Raw genomic sequence first — 20557 nt, 5'->3', positions numbered from 1 at the left:
GCGCGCATGACCACCACGGCCCACATCGTGCTTCGCGACGTCTCGGTCACGTTTCCGGTGCTGACGTTTCGCGACCGTTCGCTGCGCAGCCGGTTCGTCAGCGCCGTGACGCTGCGGCGGAAGGCGGCAGTCTCGCACCTCATTACGGCGCTGAATGGAGTCAGCCTCGACGTCCGCGCCGGCGACCGCCTTGCCATCATCGGCGCCAATGGCGCCGGCAAGACCACGCTGCTGCGGGTTCTCGCCGGCATCTACCATCCGACGGCGGGGAGCATCGACGTGCTCGGCCGCTGCCTGTCGCTGTTCGATCTGTCGGCCGGCTTCGACGAGGAGGCGACCGGCTACGAGAACATCATGCGGCGCGGCCTCGTGATCGGCGCGCGGCGCGCCGAGATCGATGCGCGGCGCGCGGAGATCGCCGAGTTCAGCGAGCTCGGCGACCGGCTCGACCTGCCGCTGCGCACCTATTCCAGCGGGATGATGCTGCGCCTGATCTTCGCGGTCGCAACCGCGGTCGAAGGCGAGATCGTGCTGCTCGACGAATGGATCGGCGTCGGCGACCAGCAATTCCGCAAGAAGGCGCGGCAGCGGCTGGATGAGATCGTCGCCCGCGCCGGCATCCTGGTGCTCGCCACGCACGACGTCGAACTGATCAAGAGCACCTGCAACCGGGCGATCCTGCTGGATCAGGGGCGGATCACGGCGGCCGGCACGACCGAGGAGATTCTCGGCCGTTACCTCGGCGGGGCGAAGGCCTAGCGCTTCAAACTGGCATCAAGCCGCTGAAACTCGTCGGGAAAGTCGGACGAAGGCGGTTGCCTAAACCCCGCATCCCCTATATTGCTCCGGCCTTACGGGGCCACGTGGCGGAGTGGTTACGCAACGGTCTGCAAAACCGTGTACACCAGTTCAATTCTGGTCGTGGCCTCCATTACAACTCTCTGATATTTCAGCAAAATTGGATCTCGGCGCGAGTTCCGCCGATGCTGCGCGCGGCCGTCTGCCGCGGTGCGAGGCGGCGCGGTCACCGGGTTTTCCCGGGGCGCTTGGAAACCCTGGATTCACGCCCGCTGGCATAGAGTTCGCATCTGCGAAGTGATGCGACTTGCATCAACGAGCGCTGGAGCAACCCGTGGGCGACATCGTCCGATTTGTCCCGAAAACCGAGCTGGAGCGGGCTCGCCTCATCCGCGAGGCCCGCGCGATCTATGACAGCATCTTTCCATCGGCCGCGCCCGACCGGGTACCGCAGGATGGCGAGGATCGCGTCAAGACCTGATCGTTGCTGCGCCGGGTTTCCGGCGCTGCCTCAAGCAAAACGCCCGCGAGACGGGCGCTTCGGTTCACAGCGAAAGCAGCCTTCAGCAGGCCGCGTACCAGCCGTCGGGAAACGGCAGGAGGGGCCAGGCGCCCTCATTGTCATTGGCGGCCATCCGCGATTTCTTGAGAGTCGCGCCAAAAATCGACGAGCGGGGCACGAACGCCTCTTCCGGCGCGGGGGCAAAATCTTCAATGACCATGGCGTCCCGGACGGCATCCAGCAGCAGGTTGAATTCGGCTTCGCTTCTCATCGCACCCTCGCAGACCGCGGATGGCGCAATGTCGCAAAGCCGGTTTGTTACCCGATTGATCCGATCGTTCGCATTTTAACGATCCGGCGATCGGGTCCCGATTGGTTAACGATCTCTAAAAATCCTCTTGGCGACCCTAGGTTCCTCCGCTGCGCCGGCGGTGTGAAAGAGATCACATCCCCAGCGGTTTATTTCTCCTACCCCGTCGCACACCGACCAATGCAGGCCGGGGCGGGCAGGGAGGAGACTGGTCATGAAGGCGAGGTTCTTGCGGTTTGCGGGTGTGAAGAGCCGGGCGCGCCGCGCCTCGACGCTCGGGCTGTTCCTGACACTGTTCGCCTCTGCCGCCCACGCGCAGGCGACGGCGGAGCAGCGCCGGGCCTGCACGCCCGATGTCTACCGGCTCTGCGCCGGCGAAATCCCCAACGTCCGCGCCATCACGGCGTGCCTGCGGCGCAACCGCGCGAGCCTGAGCGAGGCCTGCCGCAGCGTGTTCGATCAGGCCGGGGGATAGCCCTGGCATGTGGATTTGTGCGCAGCAAGTCCGCCGCCCTCCTGACAAATCCGCGATATCAGCCCTGTGGATATGCTGCGGACAGGCTGTGGAGGGCCGACCTGCGCGGCTGGCCTGAGAACAGTTTTTGTGCAGCCGTTTGCCCAAATGCCGGGCGCAGTCCATCCAATTTTTTGTACGCCCGCGGACAAGCTTTTCGCGGCCCACTCCCGCACGCTTCCTCCCGATCACTGGACCATGGCAGGCGCCATGACATTTCGGAGGAACTGGCGAGATGGAGAAATCGGTTTGGCCCCCGGCGCGGCGGGGATTGGCGCGCGCATCATGGCCACGGCGCAAGCTCATGCTCGGCGCCGCCTTCGCGTTCGGTCTCGTCGTCGCCGCACCGCTGAACGCGCAGGCTGCAGCGCCCGCCGCCTGCGCCACGCTCCAGGAGAAATACCCGGACTGGAAGGGCAAGACGCTCGTCAACGCCATCAATCCGCACACGCCGGGCTATGAGACCATCGATCCCAAGAATCCCAGCAAATATATCGGCTTCGACATCGATCTCGGAGAAGCCATCGGCGAATGCCTGGGCTTCAAGCTGACTTACAAGCCGGTGACGTTCGCGGCGCTCCTGACCACGCTCGCCGCCGGCCAGGCCGACATCGTGATCTCCGACATCTACGCCACCAAGGAGCGCGCCAAGGCCGCCGACTTCATCACCTATTCGAAAGTGTTCGACGGCGTGCTGGTTGCCAAAGGCAATCCGAAGGGTATCAACGGCATCAACATGTCGATGTGCGGCGCGGCCGCCGCCGAGAACACCGGCTATGTCGAGGTGCCCCTGATCCAGGCGCTGATCCCGGAGTGCAAGAAGGCCGGCAAGCCCGAGCCGACCATCCAGCTCTACGACAACAACGCCAATTGCATCCAGGCGATCCTCGCCGGCCGCGCCGACACCTATGTCAACGACGTCAACACCGTCGACAGCGCGGTGAAGGCCTATCCGGACAAGCTGGAGAAGGCGATCGCGGTGACGATCCCATACTCGGTCGGCATCGCCGTGCCCAAGGACAAGCCGAAATTCCGTGACGCCGTGCTTGCCGCGCTGATCGAAGTGCAGAAGGCCGGCACGCATATGGAGCTCCTGAAGAAGCATGGGCTTGATGTGAACAACTTCAAGGAGCCGGACATTCTGACGGCCGATTGATGTCCCTGTTCCTCCACTATCTGAGCATGCCGTATCTGCTCGAGGGCATCGAGCTCACCCTCGAGGTGACCGCCCTCGGGCTCGGCGGCGGGTTGATCCTCGGATTGATCCTCGCCGGCATGCAGCTCTCGCGCTTCTGGGCCCTGGCGGCGATCGCCAGGGCGTATACCGTGATCTTCCGCGGCACGCCGCTGATCCTGCAGATGGTGTTCGCCTACGACGCGCTGCCGCATGTTGGCATCAAGCTGCCGGCGGTGCTGGCCGCCGGCCTCGCGCTCGCCTGCAACGAGGCGCCGTTCATCGCAGAGATGCTGCGCGCCGGCGTGCTGGGCGTCGACCGCGGGCAACTGACGGCGGGGCAGGCGCTCGGCATGACGCCGTCCGTGCTGATGCGCCGGGTCATCGCGCCGCAGGCGATCCGCACCATGATCCCGGCCTTCGGCAACGAGGCGGTGAGCGCGCTGAAGAATTCCTCGCTCGCCTCCGTGGTCGCGGTGCAGGAGCTGACCCTGCGCTCGACACAGCTGGCGTCCTCGACCTTCGACTTCTTCTCGATCTTCTTCGCGTCGGGTCTGTTGTATCTGGTGCTGACTGCGACCATCAGCGCGATCCAGCTCTTCACCGAATGGTTGCTCGATCTCGACCGCACCAAGCGCCGCGAGCGCAAGCTCGCGGATTATCTGCCGTGGCGCCGCGTCGATCTCGCCGCCAAGGCCGAGCTCCCCGATGCGACCGTCGCCGATACCCAGCCCGCACCAGCAGAGTTGACCGACACGCCGCCGCTGGCCTTGACGCGCGAGGAGCGCGCCCGCCGCGCCGCGACGATTGCGCGCAACAATATCGCGGTGGAAGCAAAGCACCTCACCAAGAGCTACGGCCCGTCGAAGGTGCTCGACGGCCTCGATCTCACGGTGCGCGTCGGCGAGGTGGTCGCGCTGCTCGGGCCGAGTGGCTCCGGCAAGAGCACGCTGCTCCGCTGCATCAACCATCTCGAGAACTGGGACATCGGCACCGTGCGCGTCGGCGGCCGCCGCCTCGGCTTTTCCGAGGACGGCAAGCCGCTGTCGCCGCGCGCGATTGCCAATGAGCGCGCCAGCGTTGGGGTCGGCATGGTGTTCCAGCAGTTCAATTTGTTTGCGCACCTCTCGGCCAAGGAAAACATCGCCGGCCCCTTGCGCTGGGTTCACGGCATGCCCCGCGTTGACGCCGACCGCCGTGCCACCGAGCTGCTCGACCGCGTTGGCCTCTCGCATCGCGCCGATGCGCTGCCGCGGCATCTCTCCGGTGGCCAGCAGCAGCGCGTCGCCATAGCGCGCGCGCTGGCGCCAAATCCGAGTGTGCTGCTGCTGGACGAGCCGACCTCCGCGCTCGATCCGGAATTGGTCAACGAGGTGCTGGAGGTGATCCGGCGACTCGCCATCGACGACGGCCTCACCATGATCATCTCGACACACCAGATCCGCTTTGCCGACGAAGTGGCCGACCGCGTCGCCTTCCTGAGCGGCGGCGCGATCATCGAGGAGGGGCCGGCGCACGAGGTGCTCTCCAATCCCCGCAATCCGCTGACGGCGCGATTCCTCAGTGTGATGGAAGCCGACAAGACTCCAGAGGCGGTGCGATGAGCGGCGCCTCCACAAGGTTCAAGACTCCCGAAGAGGCCACCTCATGAAGCACGTCACGCTGCCGGTTTCGCCGAAAACCGTCCACTGGGGCTATTTCTCCAAGACCGTCACGCCGGCCCTGACGCTGCGCTCCGGGGATCGCGCCACCATCGAGACACTGACCCATCACGCCAATGACGATTACGAGCGCATGATCCAGGGCGATCCCGGCGCCGAAAGCGTGTTCCAGTGGACCCGCGAGCACAAAGCCGTGGCGCGCCGCGGCTCGGGCCCTGTCGAGGGCCCCTTCATCCGCGGCGCAGGCGAGGGGATCGGCGTGCATCTGCTCACCGGACCGGTCGCGATCGAAGGCGCCGAGCCCGGCGACATCCTGGAGGTGCGCATCCTCGACGTCCGGCCACGGCCGAGCTGCAGCGTCTGCCACGCCGGCCGCTGCTTCGGCTCCAATGTCGCAGCGAACTGGGGCTTTCACTATCACGACCTGATCGAGGAGCCGAAGCCGCGCGAGGTCGTCACCATCTTCGAGCTCGACACCTCCGGCGAGCCCTACGCAAAGGCCGTCTACAATTACGTCTGGACGCCGCAGACCGACCCTGACGGCATTGTGCATCCGACCATCGACTATCCCGGCGTCCGCGTGGACCATGCCAGCATCAAGAAGCGCGAGAACATCCTCTCCAGCGTGAAGGTGCCGGCGCGGCTGCATTTCGGCACCATGGGCCTCGCACCGTCGGAGGCCGATTTCGTCAGCTCGATCCCCCCGAGCTACACCGGCGGCAACATCGACGATTGGCGCATCGGCAAGGGCGCGCGGATGTTCTATCCGGTGGCGGTCCCCGGCGCTTATTTCTCGGTCGGCGATCCCCATGCCGCTCAGGGCGACAGCGAGCTCGGCGGCACCGCGATCGAGACCTCGCTGACCGGCGATTTCGAGTTCATCCTGCACAAGAAGGCCGACCTTGCCGGCACCAGCCTTGAAGGCCTCGACCATCCCATGCTGGAGACCGATCACGCCTGGTCGTTCTACGGCTTCACCTATCCGAACTATCTCGCCGCGCTCGGCACTGACGCGCAAACCGAGATTGCCAATCACAGTAGTCTCGACCGTGCGATGCGCGATGCGTTCAGAAAACTCCGTCGATTCCTGATGACCGTGCATGGCCTCAGCGAGGACGAGGCGATCTCGCTGATGTCGGTCGGCGCCGATTTCGGCGTGACTCAGGTTGTCGACGCCAATTGGGGCGTTCACGGCACGATCCGCAAGAACATCTTCCGGTGCGAGTAATACATTGAGATGCGGTCTGTTTTTTGGGATGAGCGCGTGACAGGCGGAGACCATTTGCGGCCCGTCGCAGCGACGGACGACCGCGTGCGTTTGGCACAGAGGTTGCTTCGATCGACTGCAATCTGGGTCGATCCGATGAGTTTTCGCCCGTTCACGAGCGAGTCCTATGCGCAAGACGACCGCCCCGAGGCCTGGCGGGACGTGCTGGCTGCGGTCGGCCTGCAGCCGGCAGGCGCGCATTCCTTCCTCGACGGGCACGCAACCGCCTCCCATCGCCATGCCGCAGGTGTCGCGCTCACGCGCATGGCTGCGGGCGCGCAGAGTATTGGTCCGCTCTCGCGAGCGAACGAAGACCTTCCCATCGCGCTGATGCCGGTGGAGGACGGCATGGTGCTGAAAAGCGCGGGCGGACACCGCATCGTTCCCGTCGGTCATCTCGTGCTGCTGCCGCGCAGCGGGGACTGGAGCATCGTGTTCCAGCGCGACATGCGCGCCATCGTGCTGTCGGTGACATCGGAGGCGCTGCGCGGACGGCTCTCGAGTAAGCCACGGCTCGGCGAGCCGCGCGTCGTGCCACCCAGCGATTTTGCCGACGTGTTCTCGCGCTTGCTGGACGCGACCGCGCGCACGCTCGACACATTGAGCGATGCCGAATGGAATTCGCTCGCGCAGTCGCTCGTCGATCTTCTCCGGACGCTCGCGCATCAGCTGGCGGCCTCGAGCCCGGATGCTGGATCCAGTGCGACGCAAACTGCGCTGCTGCACCGGATCTGTCAGACCATCGAGCGGCGCCTCGAGGATCCCGATCTGGTGCCGGCGCGTGTCGCCCAGGCCGAGGGCATTTCCGAGCGCTACTTGCAAAAGTTGTTCGAAACGGTCGGCGACAATTTCACCCACTATGTTCGCGAGCGACGTCTTCAGCGCGCCTGGGCCGACCTCTCCAATCCGACCGAGGCGCATCGCTCGATCTCGGAGATCGCCTACGCTTATGGCTTTGGCGACTCCGCGCATTTCAGCCGCACCTTCCGCCATCGCTTCGGCCTGCCGCCGCGCGAGTTCCGCCAGCAGGAGGCGGAGCGGGCGATTGCACAGCATGGCGTCGCCGGTCAGCGCGGCTGGCCGCAGGAGGCACTGGCGCAACTGCGTGCGCATCCGAGCGTGGAGACGCGCAGCAATGTCGCCTGTACCGGCGCCGAGGAGCGGACAACCGCCGAACGCCGTCATCACCATCTTCCGGTCGAGGCCAGCCGCGTTCATTGGGGCTATTTCAGCCGCTCCTTGCCGCCGCAGATCGAGATCGCGTCGGGCGACACCATCACCATCGAGACGCTAACGCAGCACGCCTCTGACGATCCCGAGTTGATGATCGCCGGCGATGCCGCCGCCGAAAGTGTGTTTGGCTGGACGCAGAGCAAGAAGAACGTCGACCGCCGCGGCGCAGGGCCCATGGATGCCAGCGTGTTCGGCCGCGGTGCCGGCGAGGGGTTTGGCGTGCACATCTGCACCGGGCCCATCGCGGTGAAGGACGCCCGGCCCGGCGATGTGCTGGAGGTGCGCATCCTCGACATCGTGCCGCGCGCCAGCCGCAATCCGAACCATGCGGGCCGCGTGTTCGGTTCCTCGGTGGCGGCGTGGTGGGGCTATCACTACAACGAGTTTCTCGGCGGGCCCAAACCGCGCGAAGCCGTCACCATCTATGAGATCTTCGACGACGCCGAGGCACCGCACGCCCGCGCGCTCTATTCCTACCGCTGGGAGCCGCAGACCGATCCCTTCGGAATCGTGCACACCACCTACGACTATCCCGGCGTTCCCGTCGCACCCGCTACGATCAAGCGTCGCCACGCCGTGCTCGACGGCATCAAGATTCCCCTGCGTCCGCATTTCGGCGTGATTGCGGTGGCGCCGCGCGAGGTCGATTTCGTCGATTCCGTGCCGCCGTCCTATTTCGGCGGCAATCTCGACAATTGGCGGCTGGGCAAGGGGGCGACCGTGTATCTTCCGGTCTCGGTTCCCGGTGCGTTGCTGTCGGTCGGCGATCCGCATGCCGCGCAAGGCGACGGCGAGCTCAGCGGCACCGCGATCGAATGCTCGATGACCGGCACCTTCGAGGTGATCCTGCACAAGAAGGCCGATCTCCCCGGCCGTCCCTTCGCCGATCTATCTTATCCCCTGATCGAGACCGAGAGCGACTGGGTGCTGACCGGCTTCAGCCATCCCAATTATCTCGCGGAATTCGGCGCGCAGGGGCAGAGCGAGGTCTACGCCAAGTCTTCGCTCGACCTCGCCATGAAAGACGCGTTCCGCAAGATGCGGCGTTTCCTGATGAACGTCAAAGGCCTCAGCGAAGACGAGGCGATCGCGCTGATGTCGGCCGCCGTCGATTTCGGCGTCACGCAGGTGGTCGATGGCAATTGGGGCGTACACGCCATCATCAGCAAGCGCCTGTTTCAGGACGCACCTTGACAAGGACACCCAAGTGAAATTCCACATGATCAGCGGCGGACCGAAGCCGGTCGCGCCGTTCAGCCACGCGGTGGAGACCGACGGCTTCGTCTTCGTCACCGGCCAGATGCCGGATGCACCGCAAGCGCCGGGCGTCTTGCCCGAGGGCATCGTCGCGCAGACCCGCGCGGTGATGGAGAACTTGAAGGTGGTGCTTGCCGGCCTCGATCTCGGCCTCGAGCATGTCGTGATGACGCGCGTGTATCTGACCCGCTTCAAGCAGGACTACGGCGCGATGAACGAGACCTACCGCACGTTCTTCGCGCCGGATCGGTTGCCCGCTCGCACCTGCATTGGCGTCACCGGCCTTGCCTACGATGCGCTGATCGAGATCGATCTGGTGTGCCGGCGGCCATGAGAGTCCGTGGAGCCTGAGGAGTGGATTAGACCTGCAGCTGCGCGCGCAGCGCGACGCTGGGCGTAATCCACCGCGCTCTGATATTGCAGCTTAGCCGGGACACGAGGGCCGAAAGCGCGGCACACGTCGTTGCCGAACGCTCCCTGCATTTCGTCTCAAATTGCAACCCGCGCGTGCAAGAAGTCTTGATTGGCTGTGATCTAGGGGTGATTGGCCGGCTTGAACGCCCGCCCGGACCACAGCGACTAATGGATAAAGTGCACAGGGATCAGCGGAACGTGATCGCATCTCCTCTTCCTAAAGCACTAAAATGGTGCTTTAGTGCTTTCCATGAGCCAACTGCCCCGAAACGCGCCGTCCGCGCTGCGTTACAGGCTTGCCCCTGACCCGGCCGCAAAGGCCGCGCTGGAGGCGACGTTCAGGGCCTATGACCGCATGATGGAGATCCTCGATGAGATCGCGCGGAGCCACAATGTCGGTTCCAACGTCGTGCTGCTGCATGCCCACGCCTATGACCCGATCCGCAAACAGACCGCGCTGCCGTCGCGCCTGGTGACGCTGGGCCTGCGGGACCGCGCCGAATATCGCGCGGCGCAGGGCCGTCGTCTGCCGCTCGACGACAAGCTCGCCAAGATCAAGGGCCCGGCCACCATTTCGATTGCGACCGTGCAAGGGCGCTTCAGCGTGCCGTTCGACTATGCCGGCTATGCCGAGGGCTGGGGGCAAAGCGTGCCCGCACGCCTGATCCGCACCGATGACGGTTTCGAAGTTCACTACGGCGTCACGCCGAACATCCTGCCAGAGGAGGAGAACGCTATGGATACCATCGCTGCCGCCCCCGACAATTTCCTGTCCCGGGTCGGGCGCCTGATCGCCGGGATCGCCTATGACGCGATCGAGCAGGCGGAAGGCAAGAACAAGCTCAAGGTTGTCGGCCAGGCCATCCGCGAGATCGAGCGCGCCGAGAGCGAGGCGCGCGATGCGCTCGCCGCAGCCCGTGCCGAGGAATACCGCCTCAATGCGCGCCGTACCGAGATCGAACGCGAGATGGCCGATCTCGCGCCCAAGATCGAAGGGGCGATCACCGACGGGCGCGACGACCTCGCCCGCGCCGGCATCGCGCGGCAGATGGATATGGAGGCGCAGTTCGAGGTGCTCTCCCGCGCCATCGACGAGAACAACGAGAAGATCGAGCAATGCGTCACCTCGCTGCGTGCCGTGTTGTCGGCGCTCCAGGACGCCGAGCAGCGCCGCGCCGATCTCGAAAAGAGTGAGGCGGCCGCAAGCCATCAGGCCTCGACGTCGCCCCGCAAACAGGGCGGCAGCTCTGCGGCGGCGAAGGCGTTGCGGGCGGGCAGGGCGGTGGCGCGGGCCACGGGCGTGCCGCCGGGCATCCCGTATTCGAGCGACATCGACGAGCTCAGCACGCTTCATCGCGACAAGGAAATTGCGGCGAGGCTGGCGCGGCTGAAGTCACGATCCTGAGTGCCGTGCCATGAGCGCTCTGCTCGAACACGTCATGTCGCCGGAGGTCAGGCCGTTCGCCATCGCGGCGGCCATGATCCTCATCGTCGGCTCGATCGAGGTGGTCTCGATGCTGGTCGGGGCCTCCTTGAGCGAGATGCTCGGCACCAACATCGACTTCGCTCATCCCAGCGACAATGGCGTGATCAACGCCATCTCCTGGATCAATGTCGGCGGCGTGCCGCTCTTGATCTTCCTGCTGCTGCTGCTCGGCGCCTTCTCCATCACCGGCTTCCTGATTCAGGACCTCGCGCGGATGGTGGCCGGTCCCTTGCCGGCGACGGTCGCCTCGGTCGGGGCCGTCGTGGTGTCGGTTCCGCTGGTCCGCGCGGCCAGCCGGGCCATCGCACGGGTCATCCCCAGGGATGAAAGCTACGCTGTCGCCCTCGGCGATCTCGTCGGCCGCATCGGTGAGGTCGTCATCGGGCCGCTCGACCAGGGGCCACCCGGCCGCGTCAGCGTCGCCGATATCCACGGCAACCGCCACTTCGTCTGGGCGGTCGCCGCGCCGTCGTCATCACCCCTGCCGCAGGGAACCATGGTCCTGCTGGTCGATCGCGACGGCACCCGCTTCGTCGCGGTGAAGGCCGACGATGAACTCAAACCGTCCAAGCCACCTCTAAGCAGTTAGCAAGTCATTCATTGGAGAAAGTCATGTTCGACATCGCAGTCCCGGCCATGATCGGCGTCGCGCTGATCGTCGTCCTCGGGATCGTCTTCACCATCCTCTACAAACGCGCCACGCGTGACGAAGCCTTCGTGCGCACCGGGCTCGGCGGCAAGAAGGTCGTGCTCGACGGCGGCGCCATGATCCTGCCGATCTTTCACTCCTATGCCAGCGTCAATCTGAAGACGCTGCGGCTCACCGTCGAGCGCAAGGAGCGGGAATCCCTGATCACCAAGGACCGCCTGCGCGTCGACATCGTCGCCGAGTTCTACGTGCGCGTCCGCCCCGACGATGAGAGTATCGCGCTTGCGAGCCAGACGCTGGGCGCGCTGACCAACGACGCCGAAGCGCTGCGCAACCAGGTCGAGGCGAAATTCGTCGACGGCCTGCGCTCGGTGGCGGCGACCATGAGCATCCTCGAGCTCCAGGAGAAGCGCTCGGACTTCGTCAAACACGTGCAGGCGACAGTCGAGTCTGACGTCAAATCGAACGGGCTCGAACTGGAGTCGGTCTCGCTGACCAAGCTGGACCAGACCGACGTCAAGTTCTTCAACCCGGAAAACTTCTTCGACGCCGAAGGTCTGACTCAGCTCAAGACCGTCACCGAGACCCGGCGGCGTGACCGCAACGCCATCGTGCGCGACAACGAGGTGGCGATTGCGCAAAAGGACCTCGAGGCGCGCCAGCAAACGCTCGGCATCGAGCGAACCAAGAAGGAGGCCGAGCTCTCCCAGGAGCGCGACATCGCCAACAAGACCGCGAGCACCCGGGCCGAGGTCGCGACCGCCACGCAGACCGCGCGCCTCACCGAGGAAAATGCCCGAATCGATACCGACCGAGCCGTTGCCGAGAAGGAGGCCGGCGCCAAGCAGGTCAAGGAAACCGCGGTGATCGAGTCGGATCTGGCGATCAACAAGCGCAAGACCGACGCCCAGCGCGAGATCCAGATCGCCACGCAGGAAAACGAGATCCAGATCGCGGCCAAGAGCAAGCAGACCTCGGAAGCCGTGACCGAAGCCAAGACCGCCGAAGCGCTCGCCGTCTCCGCGGAGGAAAAGGTCGTCACCGCGCGCGCGGTCGAGGTCGCCGATCGTGCCCGTCTTACCCAGGTGCTGGCTGCGCGCACCGAGGCCGAACGCAAATCGACCGAGCTGATCGTTGCGGCCGAGGCCGAGAAGAAGGCCTCGCTCGATCGCGCCGAGGCCGTCAAGACGCTGGCCACCGCGGAGGCCGAGTCCAACAAGATCAAGGCCGTCGGCGTCCGCAACATCGGTGAGGCCGAGGCCGCCGTCATCACCATGAAGAACGAGGCGCAGAACAAGCTCGGCAGCAACGTCATCGACTTCGAGATCGCCAAGAAGCGGATCGAGACGATGCCGTCGGCGCTGGCCGAGATGGTCAAGCCCATCGCCAATCTCAAGGACGTCCGTATCCTGCACACCGGCGGCGCGTTCGGCGGCAACGGCGTCGGCGGAGGCAATGTCGGCTTCGGCGAAGGGCTCGCCGGCGAGCTGCTCAAAGTGCACGCGCTGCGTCCGATGATCGACGAGATCCTGCGCCAGAGCGGCTTTGCGCCGGGCGATGATCCCGTGCAGGCGCTGGTCGGCGCCGTGACCGGGAAGAGCAACGGCGCCGCCGTGCCCGTGCCTGTGCCGGAGAAGACAAACACCGCCGATCTATGAATGCCCGTTCATTGCTGCGGAGAATTCGAAACGATAAACAGGCTGTGCGCGTCTCGCGTCGCGCAACGTCCCGGAGTGCAGATCGATCGTGTCCTGAACCTTTCGATCGCGCTCCGGACGTGTTTCGAGGCAACGCATTTTGTTGCCGCGGCGCCTGTGCCGATCGACGCCGGGCGCTGAGGCCTGTTTCGATCGGAGGATTTCCACGTGAAGTATTTTCTGTCTGGATTGATCGCGATCGGTCTTTCGATCGCCGCCATGCCGTCATTCGCGGCTGACGCCCGCAACGTCACGGTCGTCAACGAGACCGGCTATGCCATCAAGTTCCTGGGCTTCAACGCGCCGGATGATGGCCTGGACGAATGGGACAACGAGCTCGAAAAGGTTTTGCAGAACCAGGCCAGCACCTATGTCGAGTTCGACGAGGGCTGTGTCTGGAACATCCGCGTCGACTGGCAGAGCTACGACGAGGCCGTGCTGTGGAAGAACGTCAATCTCTGCAAGATGACCGCGCTTCGGCTGCGCTACGACCCCGGCACCAAGACCACCTCGTTCCTCGCGGAATAACGGCCGGCTGACATCGCCCAGAGGAGGGGCCGCTCGGCCCTTCCTCCGGGCACGTTGCGGATGATGACGAATTCGTCTTTGCAAGCGCAAGCGGCTTTGTTATACGCAGCCGCGCGCGAACGACTGGTTCGCCTTTTCCTCGGTAGCTCAGCGGTAGAGCATCCGACTGTTAATCGGATGGTCGCTGGTTCGAATCCAGCCCGGGGAGCCAAATTGTACCGCAAATTCAACGAGTTGTAGCCGCGCCCTCGCGCGATGCTTGATCTTGTTGCCTTGGCTCCTGAACGGCGCGTCCGCGATCCGGGCTCGGGAATCGCATTCAAGCAGATGTGTGCATGGGCGCCATCGTGCCATGCGGGCGGCCCCAAATCGACTCAATTGAAATCGAGCTTCGAGAGCAGCCGGATTTTTACGGAGCTGATTCCCATGCCAGACATCCAGGTCGACCGCTCTCATATGGCCCCCTCGATTCTGCCGGCCGACCTTCCCGAGCTCAGCGACGATGAATGTCTCGCCTGTCTGGCGCGCGCGGTCGAGACACCCGATTCGACGCGGCTCGACGAGGTCGCCGCTCTGATCGGCCGCCTCGCGGTGGCGATCGAATAATCTGTTCCGACCCCCGCAGGTAAGATGCGGAAGCCTTAGCCCTGCCGGCGAACGGCCGTGTTGCGTTTTGGCCGTGCATGCTTCAAAGATGCCGCGAATTTTCGTCCGCGGCATCGCCGCATTGCAGGGTCCGCAAATGTCCGGTTTCTCGACCGCGCGCCTCAAAATGGTCGATGGCCAGGTGCGCACCAATGACGTCACCGACCGTCGTATTCTCGATGCCATGCTCATGGTTCCGCGCGAAGCCTTCGTGCCGGCCGACCGGCAGGCGCTGGCCTATCTCGATCTCGACCTCGACGTCAGCGAGGGCGCAGCCAAGCGCTTCCTGATCAAGCCGCAGCTGACCGGCAAGCTGCTTCAGGCCGCCGAAATCGGCGAGGGTGACAACGTGCTGGTGGTCGGCTGCGCCACGGGATACCTCGCCGCGCTGACGGCCAAGCTGGCGCGCCAGGTCACCGCAACGGAGTGCGATTCGGCTCTGGCCGCGAAGGCCAAGGATACCCTCGCTGCGCTGGGGCTCGCCAATGTGACCTGCAAGGCGGCAGCCTGCACCGAAGGCGATGCTTCCGCCGCCCCCTATGACGTGATTATCCTCAACGGCGCGGCCGAGGTGACGCCGGCGGCGCTGCTCGAGCAGCTGAAGGAGGGCGGGCGTCTGGTGGGCGTGTCCGCCGAATCCCACCCGCCGCGGGCCATGATCGTGACCCATATTCACGGTGAATTCGGCCGTCGAACCCTGTTCGATGCCGCGGCTCCGGTCCTTCCCGGGCTGGAACGGGCTGCCGCTTTCGTCTTCTGACGGCGCAAGGCTCATAAAATCCCGTTCTGAATCAGAAGTGTGGCCGGGATGCTGCACGTGAAGAGTTTCCACCGAGAACTACTCTCAGGTGGTTCCGTCGCGCTTGACCGCGTCCTATGTTGCGGCGGGGCAACGACTCCACTCGTAGACGGTACCCAGCTCGTGGGCACGAGCCGGACGTTAGAATGAACGGAATTTTTGGGATGTATGGGGTGAAGCTCTTCACCGGAGCTGCGGTTTCGGTCCTGTTGCTGGCACTTGCCGGGCCGACGCCTGCCTTGGCGGATACGATCGAGTCTGCGCTGGTGCGCGCCTATCAGAACAATCCGCAGCTCAACGCACAGCGTGCCCAGGTGCGCTCGACTGACGAAAACGTGCCACAGGCGCTGTCCGGATATCGTCCCAAGGTTTCGCTGACGGCGAGCGGCGGTTATCAATATCAGGATTTGCAGAGCGGCCCGGGGACCAACTCAATCCACGGAGACCGGTTACCTCGCAGCGCTGGAATTACCGCTTCGCAGACACTCTACAACGGCAACCAGACTGCTAACCGGACGCGCGCCGCGGAGAGTCAGGTGTCCGGCTCGCGTGAAGCGCTGCGCAGCCTCGATCAAAGCGTCCTGCTCCAGGCCGCCACGACCTATATGGATTATCTGCGCGACTCGGCTACGCTCGAAGTCCAGCGCAGCAACGTGCGGGTGCTCGAACAGACGCTCAAGCAGACCCGTGATCGTTTCAACGTCGGCGAGGTGACGCGCACCGACGTTGCGCAATCGGAAGCGCAGCTGGCGGCCGGCAGGACGCAGGCTCTTACCGCGGAAGCAAATCTCACCACGACGCGCGCGAACTTCCGCCGCATCATCGGCAACGAACCGACGAACTTGGCGCCCGGCTCGCCGGTCGACCGTTACCTGCCCGCGACGCTCGCTGCCGCAGTCGAGCTCGGCCTCGTCGAGCATCCCAATGTCACGGCCGCAATGTTCGGCATCGACGTCAATTTCTTGCAGGTCAAGGTCGCCGAAGGCGCTCTGCTGCCGACGGTTACGATCCAGGCATCGGCCCAGCAGGCCAACGAACAGTCCTTGATTCAGATGCGCTCGTTCACCGCATCGGCGATCGCGCAGGTCTCGGTGCCGATTTATCAGGGCGGTGGCGAATATGCGCTGATCCGCCAGTCCAAGGAAAACCTGGCGCAGCAACGTCTCAACCTCGAAACGACGCGGGACCAGACCCGTGCGACCGTTGTGCAATGGTGGGGTTCGTTGCAGGCCGGCAAGGCGCAGGTGCAGTCCGCGCAGGCGCAGGTGACGGCATCCGAGATCGCGCTGAACGGCGTGCGCGAAGAAGCCAAGGCCGGTCAGCGTACCACCCTCGACGTGCTCAACGCGCAGCAGGCGCTGGTCAACGCGCGCGTGGCGCTGGTGACCGCGCAGCACGACCGGGTCGTTGCATCCTATAACGTCCTTGCTGCCGTCGGCCGTTTGGCGCCGCAAGTCCTCGGCCTTTCGACCACGGTTTATGATCCCAGCGTTCACTACCACCAGGTCCGCGACAGCTGGGCCGGCGTGCGCACGCCTGACGGGCGCTGATTCCCCGTCGTCATCCGGTCGGCCTCGCGAATAGCCGATGCCGATCGGTGCTTTGCTTGCAATCGTCAAAATCCCTGACATAGCCTTGTCAAGACAATGCGGGTCGATTCGCCCCGCGTTGTCGCCGTATGCGTAAAGCTTGAGTGTCGGGGGCAGGGGCGCACCGCTACACGTTGAGCCGTGATCTGGGGACAAGTCGGGCCGCCGCGACGAAAATGACGGGCCACCCGTCCGGAACCGGCCAATCCCGTCGTGCTTGGTGTAAAACAACGCATGCGAGGGCGTTGATGATGTGGAGTCGGAGATGACGCAGCCTGCAAAGGTCACAGAACCCTCGATGGAGGAGATTCTGGCCTCGATCCGGCGCATCATTGCCGACGATGAGGCCAAGCCGCCGCCGGCCGAGACCGCCAAGCCCGAGAAAGCCGCGGCACCGGCCGCGCCGCCCAAGCCGCAGGCGATGAACGACATTCCGCCATCCAAGGTCGCACCGGCCAAGCCGGCCGCCGAGAAGCCCGCTCCAGCCCCGGCCGCAAAGCCGGCACCGGCCCCGCCACCTGCGGCGGATGCATCGCCAAACAGCCAGGACGACATCGACGCGCTGCTGGCGGGGCTCGATGCAGCCACGCCTGCGCCTGAGGTCCGCGCGCCCGAGCCTGAGCCTGAGCCTGAACCCGATGTGCTCGAATTGACCGACGAGATGGCGATGGATCCGACGCCGCCTCCGCCGCCACCGAGCTTTCGCAAGGTCGAGCCGCGCGACGATCTCGAATTCGCCGAATCGCCTCCGCCGCGTCCGACGCCGCCACCGTCCTACGCGCCGGTGGACTTCGATGCCCCGCCGCAGCAGCCCATGCTCGCGCAATCGACGGTCTCGGCGGTCGAATCCGCCTTCAACTCCCTGGCCCATACGGTGCTCAGCAGCAATGCACGGACGCTGGAGGATCTGGTCAAGGAGATGCTGCGCCCGATGCTGAAATCCTGGCTCGACGACAATTTGCCGGGCCTGGTTGAACGCATCGTGAAGGCCGAAATCGAACGGGTCTCGCGCGGCGGCCGTTGAGACGGGCCGGTTCGGCCCCGATATAGCCCTGCTCCTGTGGCATATTCGGCCTGCAGACCGGGCCGGAACGCCCTTTGCCGCTGAGCTTCCCGTTGACTTGATCCGCACACGCGGCTTTCTAGCAGCCCCATGATCGAGAAAAATTACCAGCCCGCCGATATCGAAGCCCGCATGTCCGTGGTGTGGGAGGACAGCCTTGCCTTCAAGGCCGGCCGCCCCGACCGCCGCGACGCCGTGCCGTTTACCATCGTGATCCCGCCGCCGAATGTGACGGGCTCGCTGCATATGGGCCATGCCCTCAACAACACGCTGCAGGACATCCTGTGCCGGTTCGAGCGCATGCGCGGCCGCGACGTGCTGTGGCAGCCGGGCACCGACCATGCCGGCATCGCGACCCAGATGGTGGTCGAGCGGCAACTGATGGAACGACAGCAGCCCGGCCGCCGCGAGATGGGCCGCGAGAAATTCCTGGAGCGGGTCTGGCAGTGGAAAGCCGAGAGCGGCGACACCATCACCAACCAGCTCAAGCGGCTGGGCGCCTCCTGCGACTGGTCGCGCGAGCGCTTCACCATGGACGAGGGCCTGTCGAAAGCCGTCGTCAAGGTGTTCGTCGAACTGCACCGCGAAGGGCTGATCTACAAGGACAAGCGGCTGGTGAACTGGGACACCAAGCTCTTGACCGCGATCTCCGATCTCGAGGTGCAGCAGACCGAGGTGAAGGGCCATCTCTGGTATCTGCGCTACCCGATCGAGGGCAAGACGTTCAATCCCGAGGATCCCTCGAGCTTCATCGTCGTTGCCACCACGCGCCCCGAGACCATGCTCGGCGATACCGGCGTTGCCGTGCATCCCGAGGATGAGCGCTATCAGAAGCTGGTCGGCAAGAACGTGATCCTGCCCTTGGTCGGCCGCAAGATTGCGATCGTTGCCGACGACTATTCCGATCCGGAGAAGGGCTCGGGCGCGGTGAAGATAACGCCGGCGCACGACTTCAACGACTTCGAGGTCGGCAACCGCCACGGCCTGCGCCGGATCAGCGTGATCGACAGGGAAGGCTGTCTCGATCTCGTCGACAACGAGGACTATCTGCGCGAATTGCCGGAAGGCGCCGGGCAATTCGCCGAGGAATTCCACAAGGTCGACCGCTTCGTCGCGCGCAAGCGCATCGTCGAGCGGCTGGAATCCTTCGGCTTCATCGAGCGGATCGAGCTGCACACCTACATGGTGCCGCATGGCGATCGCTCGAACAGCGTGATCGAGCCGTACCTGACTGACCAGTGGTACGTCGATGCGAAGACACTCGCAAAGCCCGCGATCGCAGCGGTGCGGTCGGGTGAAACCTCGTTCGTGCCGAAGAACTGGGAAAAGACCTATTTCGAATGGATGGAGAACATCCAGCCCTGGTGCATCTCGCGCCAGCTCTGGTGGGGTCATCAGATTCCGGCCTGGTACGGCCCTGACGGCAAGGTGTTCGTCGCCGAGACCGAGGAGGAGGCCGTCAGCCACGCGCTCGGCTATTACGTCGAGCAGGAAGTCATCACGGTCGAGCAGGGCCGCGAGATGGCGCTCGACCGCAACAAGCGCGAAGGCTTCATCACCCGCGATGAGGACGTGCTCGACACCTGGTTCTCCTCGGCGCTGTGGCCGTTCTCGACGCTCGGCTGGCCCGAAGACGACCCCGAGGTGCAGCGCTACTATCCGACCAACGCGCTGGTGACCGGCTTCGACATCATCTTCTTCTGGGTCGCCCGCATGATGATGATGGGCCTGCACTTCATGAAGGAGGTGCCGTTCTCGACCATCTACATCCACGCCCTGGTCCGCGACGAGAAGGGCGCCAAGATGTCGAAGTCGAAGGGCAACGTCATCGATCCGCTCAACCTGATCGACGAATACGGTGCGGATGCGCTGCGCTTCACGCTGGCCGCGATGGCGGCGCAGGGGCGCGACATCAAGCTCGCCACCAGCCGCGTCGAGGGCTATCGCAATTTCGCGACCAAGCTCTGGAATGCGTCCCGCTTTGCGGAAATGAACCACTGCGCCGTGCCCGATGGTTTCGAGCCGGCGAAAGCGAAGGAGACGCTGAACCGCTGGATCGCGCACGAAAGCGCGCATACCGCGCGCGAGGTGACCGAGGCGATCGAAGCCTATCGCTTCAACGACGCGGCAGGGGCGATCTATCGCTTCGTCTGGAACGTCTATTGCGACTGGTATGTCGAGCTCGCCAAGCCCGTGCTGCTTGGTCCGGACAGTCCCGCCAAGGACGAGACCCGCGCCATGGTCGCATGGGCGCGCGACGAGATCCTCAAGCTGCTGCACCCCTTCATGCCCTTCATCACCGAAGAGCTGTGGGAGGTCACGGCCAAGCGCGACGGTCTGCTGGCATTGGCGCAATGGCCGCTGAAGCGGGCAGAGCCGACGCCGGAGCAGCTTGCGATGCTCGCTGCGACGACGGGGGCGACCGATCCGCTCGTCTCGCCGGCCTGGGTGCTGCCGATCTTCGACCATGCCGACTTCACCGATCCCAAGGCCGAAGCCGAGATCGGCTGGGTGATTGACCTCGTCACGCAGATCCGTTCGGTGCGCGCCGAGATGAACATCCCGCCGGCGACGCTGACGGCGCTGGTGCTTGCGGGCGCCTCGACTGAAACGAGGGAGCGCGCCCCGCGCTGGACCGACGTCATCAAGCGCATGGCCCGGCTGTCGGACATCTCCTTCGCCGACCGCGCGCCCGACGGTGCGGTCCAGCTGCTGGTGCGCGGCGAGGTGGCCGCGCTGCCGCTCAAGGGCGTGATCGATGTTGCCGCCGAGCGCACGCGTCTCGACAAGGAGATCGGCAAGGCCGACGCCGACATCAAGCGCGCCGAGTCCAAGCTGGCGAACGAGAAATTCGTCGCCAACGCGGCCGAGGAGGTCGTCGAGGAGGAGCGCGAAAAGCGCGAGGCCGCGCTGGCACGCAAGGCCAAGCTGCTCGAAGCCATGGAGCGGCTGAAGCAGGCGTCCTAAAGCG

Annotated in this window: 18 protein-coding genes and 2 tRNA genes; 19 read left to right on the top strand and 1 reads right to left on the bottom strand. The window is 64.9% G+C overall.

The features are described from left to right. The first annotated feature begins 6 nt into the window (after positions 1-6). The 3 genes from IVA79_RS12205 (at position 7) to IVA79_RS12195 (ending at position 1279) form a co-directional block, all read left to right on the top strand. Complete coding sequence (locus IVA79_RS12205) at positions 7-759, top strand: ABC transporter ATP-binding protein (RefSeq protein WP_247553170.1); 753 nt, start codon at positions 7-9, stop codon at positions 757-759. Positions 760-857: 98 nt separating this feature from the next. Beyond that, positions 858-931: transfer RNA gene (locus tag IVA79_RS12200), tRNA-Cys, on the top strand. A gap of 201 nt (positions 932-1132) precedes the next feature. After that, complete coding sequence (locus tag IVA79_RS12195; protein WP_247553167.1) at positions 1133-1279, top strand: hypothetical protein; 147 nt, start codon at positions 1133-1135, stop codon at positions 1277-1279. 82 nt (positions 1280-1361) lie between these two features. On the opposite strand, the gene IVA79_RS12190 is transcribed toward IVA79_RS12195, so the two are convergent. Beyond that, positions 1362-1571 carry a hypothetical protein gene (locus tag IVA79_RS12190; RefSeq protein ID WP_247553165.1) on the bottom strand — a complete coding sequence of 70 codons (210 nt, stop codon included), beginning with the start codon at positions 1569-1571 and terminating at the stop codon, positions 1362-1364. Between the two features lie 253 nt (positions 1572-1824). Between IVA79_RS12190 and IVA79_RS12185 the strand changes: the two genes are divergently transcribed. From IVA79_RS12185 to IVA79_RS12110, 16 genes are all read left to right on the top strand, one after another. Next, the gene (locus IVA79_RS12185; protein ID WP_247553163.1) at positions 1825-2085 is read left to right on the top strand and encodes a hypothetical protein; all 261 of its coding nucleotides are present in this window, start codon (positions 1825-1827) and stop codon (positions 2083-2085) included. A 274-nt stretch (positions 2086-2359) separates the two neighbouring features. Beyond that, positions 2360-3280, top strand: a complete 921-nt coding sequence (locus IVA79_RS12180) for an ABC transporter substrate-binding protein (protein WP_247553160.1) — start codon at positions 2360-2362, stop codon at positions 3278-3280. After that, the gene (locus IVA79_RS12175) at positions 3280-4902 is read left to right on the top strand and encodes an amino acid ABC transporter permease/ATP-binding protein (protein ID WP_247553159.1); all 1623 of its coding nucleotides are present in this window, start codon (positions 3280-3282) and stop codon (positions 4900-4902) included. Before IVA79_RS12180 ends, IVA79_RS12175 begins: the two co-directional genes overlap by 1 nt. 43 nt (positions 4903-4945) lie before the next feature. After that, entirely contained in the window at positions 4946-6187 is a 1242-nt protein-coding gene (locus tag IVA79_RS12170) for an acetamidase/formamidase family protein (protein WP_247553158.1), read from the top strand. Between the two features lie 135 nt (positions 6188-6322). After that, positions 6323-8653, top strand: coding sequence for an acetamidase/formamidase family protein (locus tag IVA79_RS12165; protein ID WP_247553156.1), 2331 nt, complete (start codon positions 6323-6325; stop codon positions 8651-8653). Positions 8654-8666: 13 nt separating this feature from the next. Further along, positions 8667-9050, top strand: a complete 384-nt coding sequence (locus IVA79_RS12160; protein ID WP_247553155.1) for a RidA family protein — start codon at positions 8667-8669, stop codon at positions 9048-9050. Positions 9051-9371: 321 nt separating this feature from the next. Continuing rightward, the gene (locus tag IVA79_RS12155) at positions 9372-10535 is read left to right on the top strand and encodes a PspA/IM30 family protein (protein WP_247553154.1); all 1164 of its coding nucleotides are present in this window, start codon (positions 9372-9374) and stop codon (positions 10533-10535) included. 10 nt (positions 10536-10545) lie between these two features. Continuing rightward, entirely contained in the window at positions 10546-11205 is a 660-nt protein-coding gene (locus IVA79_RS12150; RefSeq protein WP_247553153.1) for an OB-fold-containig protein, read from the top strand. Between the two features lie 23 nt (positions 11206-11228). After that, positions 11229-12923 (top strand): flotillin domain-containing protein, encoded by a 1695-nt coding sequence (locus tag IVA79_RS12145; protein ID WP_247553151.1) that lies wholly within the window; start codon positions 11229-11231, stop codon positions 12921-12923. Positions 12924-13130: 207 nt separating this feature from the next. Beyond that, positions 13131-13490, top strand: coding sequence for a hypothetical protein (locus IVA79_RS12140; RefSeq protein ID WP_247553149.1), 360 nt, complete (start codon positions 13131-13133; stop codon positions 13488-13490). Positions 13491-13626: 136 nt separating this feature from the next. After that, positions 13627-13701, top strand: a tRNA-Asn gene (locus tag IVA79_RS12135). Positions 13702-13916: 215 nt separating this feature from the next. Continuing rightward, positions 13917-14096 (top strand): hypothetical protein, encoded by a 180-nt coding sequence (locus IVA79_RS12130; protein ID WP_247553147.1) that lies wholly within the window; start codon positions 13917-13919, stop codon positions 14094-14096. A 136-nt stretch (positions 14097-14232) separates the two neighbouring features. Then, complete coding sequence (locus IVA79_RS12125) at positions 14233-14895, top strand: protein-L-isoaspartate O-methyltransferase (protein ID WP_247553747.1); 663 nt, start codon at positions 14233-14235, stop codon at positions 14893-14895. A gap of 203 nt (positions 14896-15098) precedes the next feature. After that, positions 15099-16484 carry a TolC family outer membrane protein gene (locus IVA79_RS12120; protein WP_247553746.1) on the top strand — a complete coding sequence of 462 codons (1386 nt, stop codon included), beginning with the start codon at positions 15099-15101 and terminating at the stop codon, positions 16482-16484. Positions 16485-16788: 304 nt separating this feature from the next. After that, complete coding sequence (locus IVA79_RS12115) at positions 16789-17547, top strand: DUF2497 domain-containing protein (RefSeq protein ID WP_247553145.1); 759 nt, start codon at positions 16789-16791, stop codon at positions 17545-17547. 129 nt (positions 17548-17676) lie between these two features. Further along, entirely contained in the window at positions 17677-20553 is a 2877-nt protein-coding gene (locus tag IVA79_RS12110; protein WP_247553144.1) for a valine--tRNA ligase, read from the top strand. The last annotated feature ends 4 nt before the right edge of the window (positions 20554-20557 follow it).

Origin of the sequence: Bradyrhizobium sp. 138 (genome assembly GCF_023074075.1) — a bacterium.
Lineage (GTDB): Bacteria > Pseudomonadota > Alphaproteobacteria > Rhizobiales > Xanthobacteraceae > Bradyrhizobium.
This window is presented reverse-complemented; position numbering and strand designations above follow the sequence as displayed.

What these genes read in the sequence shown, in the direction of transcription:
- IVA79_RS12205 (WP_247553170.1), top strand. Translation starts at nt 7, where the DNA reads ATGACCACCACGGCCCACATCGTGCTTCGCGACGTCTCGGTCACGTTT.
- IVA79_RS12190 (WP_247553165.1), bottom strand. Translation starts at nt 1,571, where the DNA reads ATGAGAAGCGAAGCCGAATTCAACCTGCTGCTGGATGCCGTCCGGGAC.
- IVA79_RS12185 (WP_247553163.1), top strand. Translation starts at nt 1,825, where the DNA reads ATGAAGGCGAGGTTCTTGCGGTTTGCGGGTGTGAAGAGCCGGGCGCGC.
- IVA79_RS12180 (WP_247553160.1), top strand. Translation starts at nt 2,360, where the DNA reads ATGGAGAAATCGGTTTGGCCCCCGGCGCGGCGGGGATTGGCGCGCGCA.
- IVA79_RS12175 (WP_247553159.1), top strand. Translation starts at nt 3,280, where the DNA reads ATGTCCCTGTTCCTCCACTATCTGAGCATGCCGTATCTGCTCGAGGGC.
- IVA79_RS12170 (WP_247553158.1), top strand. Translation starts at nt 4,946, where the DNA reads ATGAAGCACGTCACGCTGCCGGTTTCGCCGAAAACCGTCCACTGGGGC.
- IVA79_RS12165 (WP_247553156.1), top strand. Translation starts at nt 6,323, where the DNA reads ATGAGTTTTCGCCCGTTCACGAGCGAGTCCTATGCGCAAGACGACCGC.
- IVA79_RS12150 (WP_247553153.1), top strand. Translation starts at nt 10,546, where the DNA reads ATGAGCGCTCTGCTCGAACACGTCATGTCGCCGGAGGTCAGGCCGTTC.
- IVA79_RS12145 (WP_247553151.1), top strand. Translation starts at nt 11,229, where the DNA reads ATGTTCGACATCGCAGTCCCGGCCATGATCGGCGTCGCGCTGATCGTC.
- IVA79_RS12130 (WP_247553147.1), top strand. Translation starts at nt 13,917, where the DNA reads ATGCCAGACATCCAGGTCGACCGCTCTCATATGGCCCCCTCGATTCTG.
- IVA79_RS12125 (WP_247553747.1), top strand. Translation starts at nt 14,233, where the DNA reads ATGTCCGGTTTCTCGACCGCGCGCCTCAAAATGGTCGATGGCCAGGTG.
- IVA79_RS12120 (WP_247553746.1), top strand. Translation starts at nt 15,099, where the DNA reads ATGTATGGGGTGAAGCTCTTCACCGGAGCTGCGGTTTCGGTCCTGTTG.
- IVA79_RS12115 (WP_247553145.1), top strand. Translation starts at nt 16,789, where the DNA reads ATGACGCAGCCTGCAAAGGTCACAGAACCCTCGATGGAGGAGATTCTG.
- IVA79_RS12110 (WP_247553144.1), top strand. Translation starts at nt 17,677, where the DNA reads ATGATCGAGAAAAATTACCAGCCCGCCGATATCGAAGCCCGCATGTCC.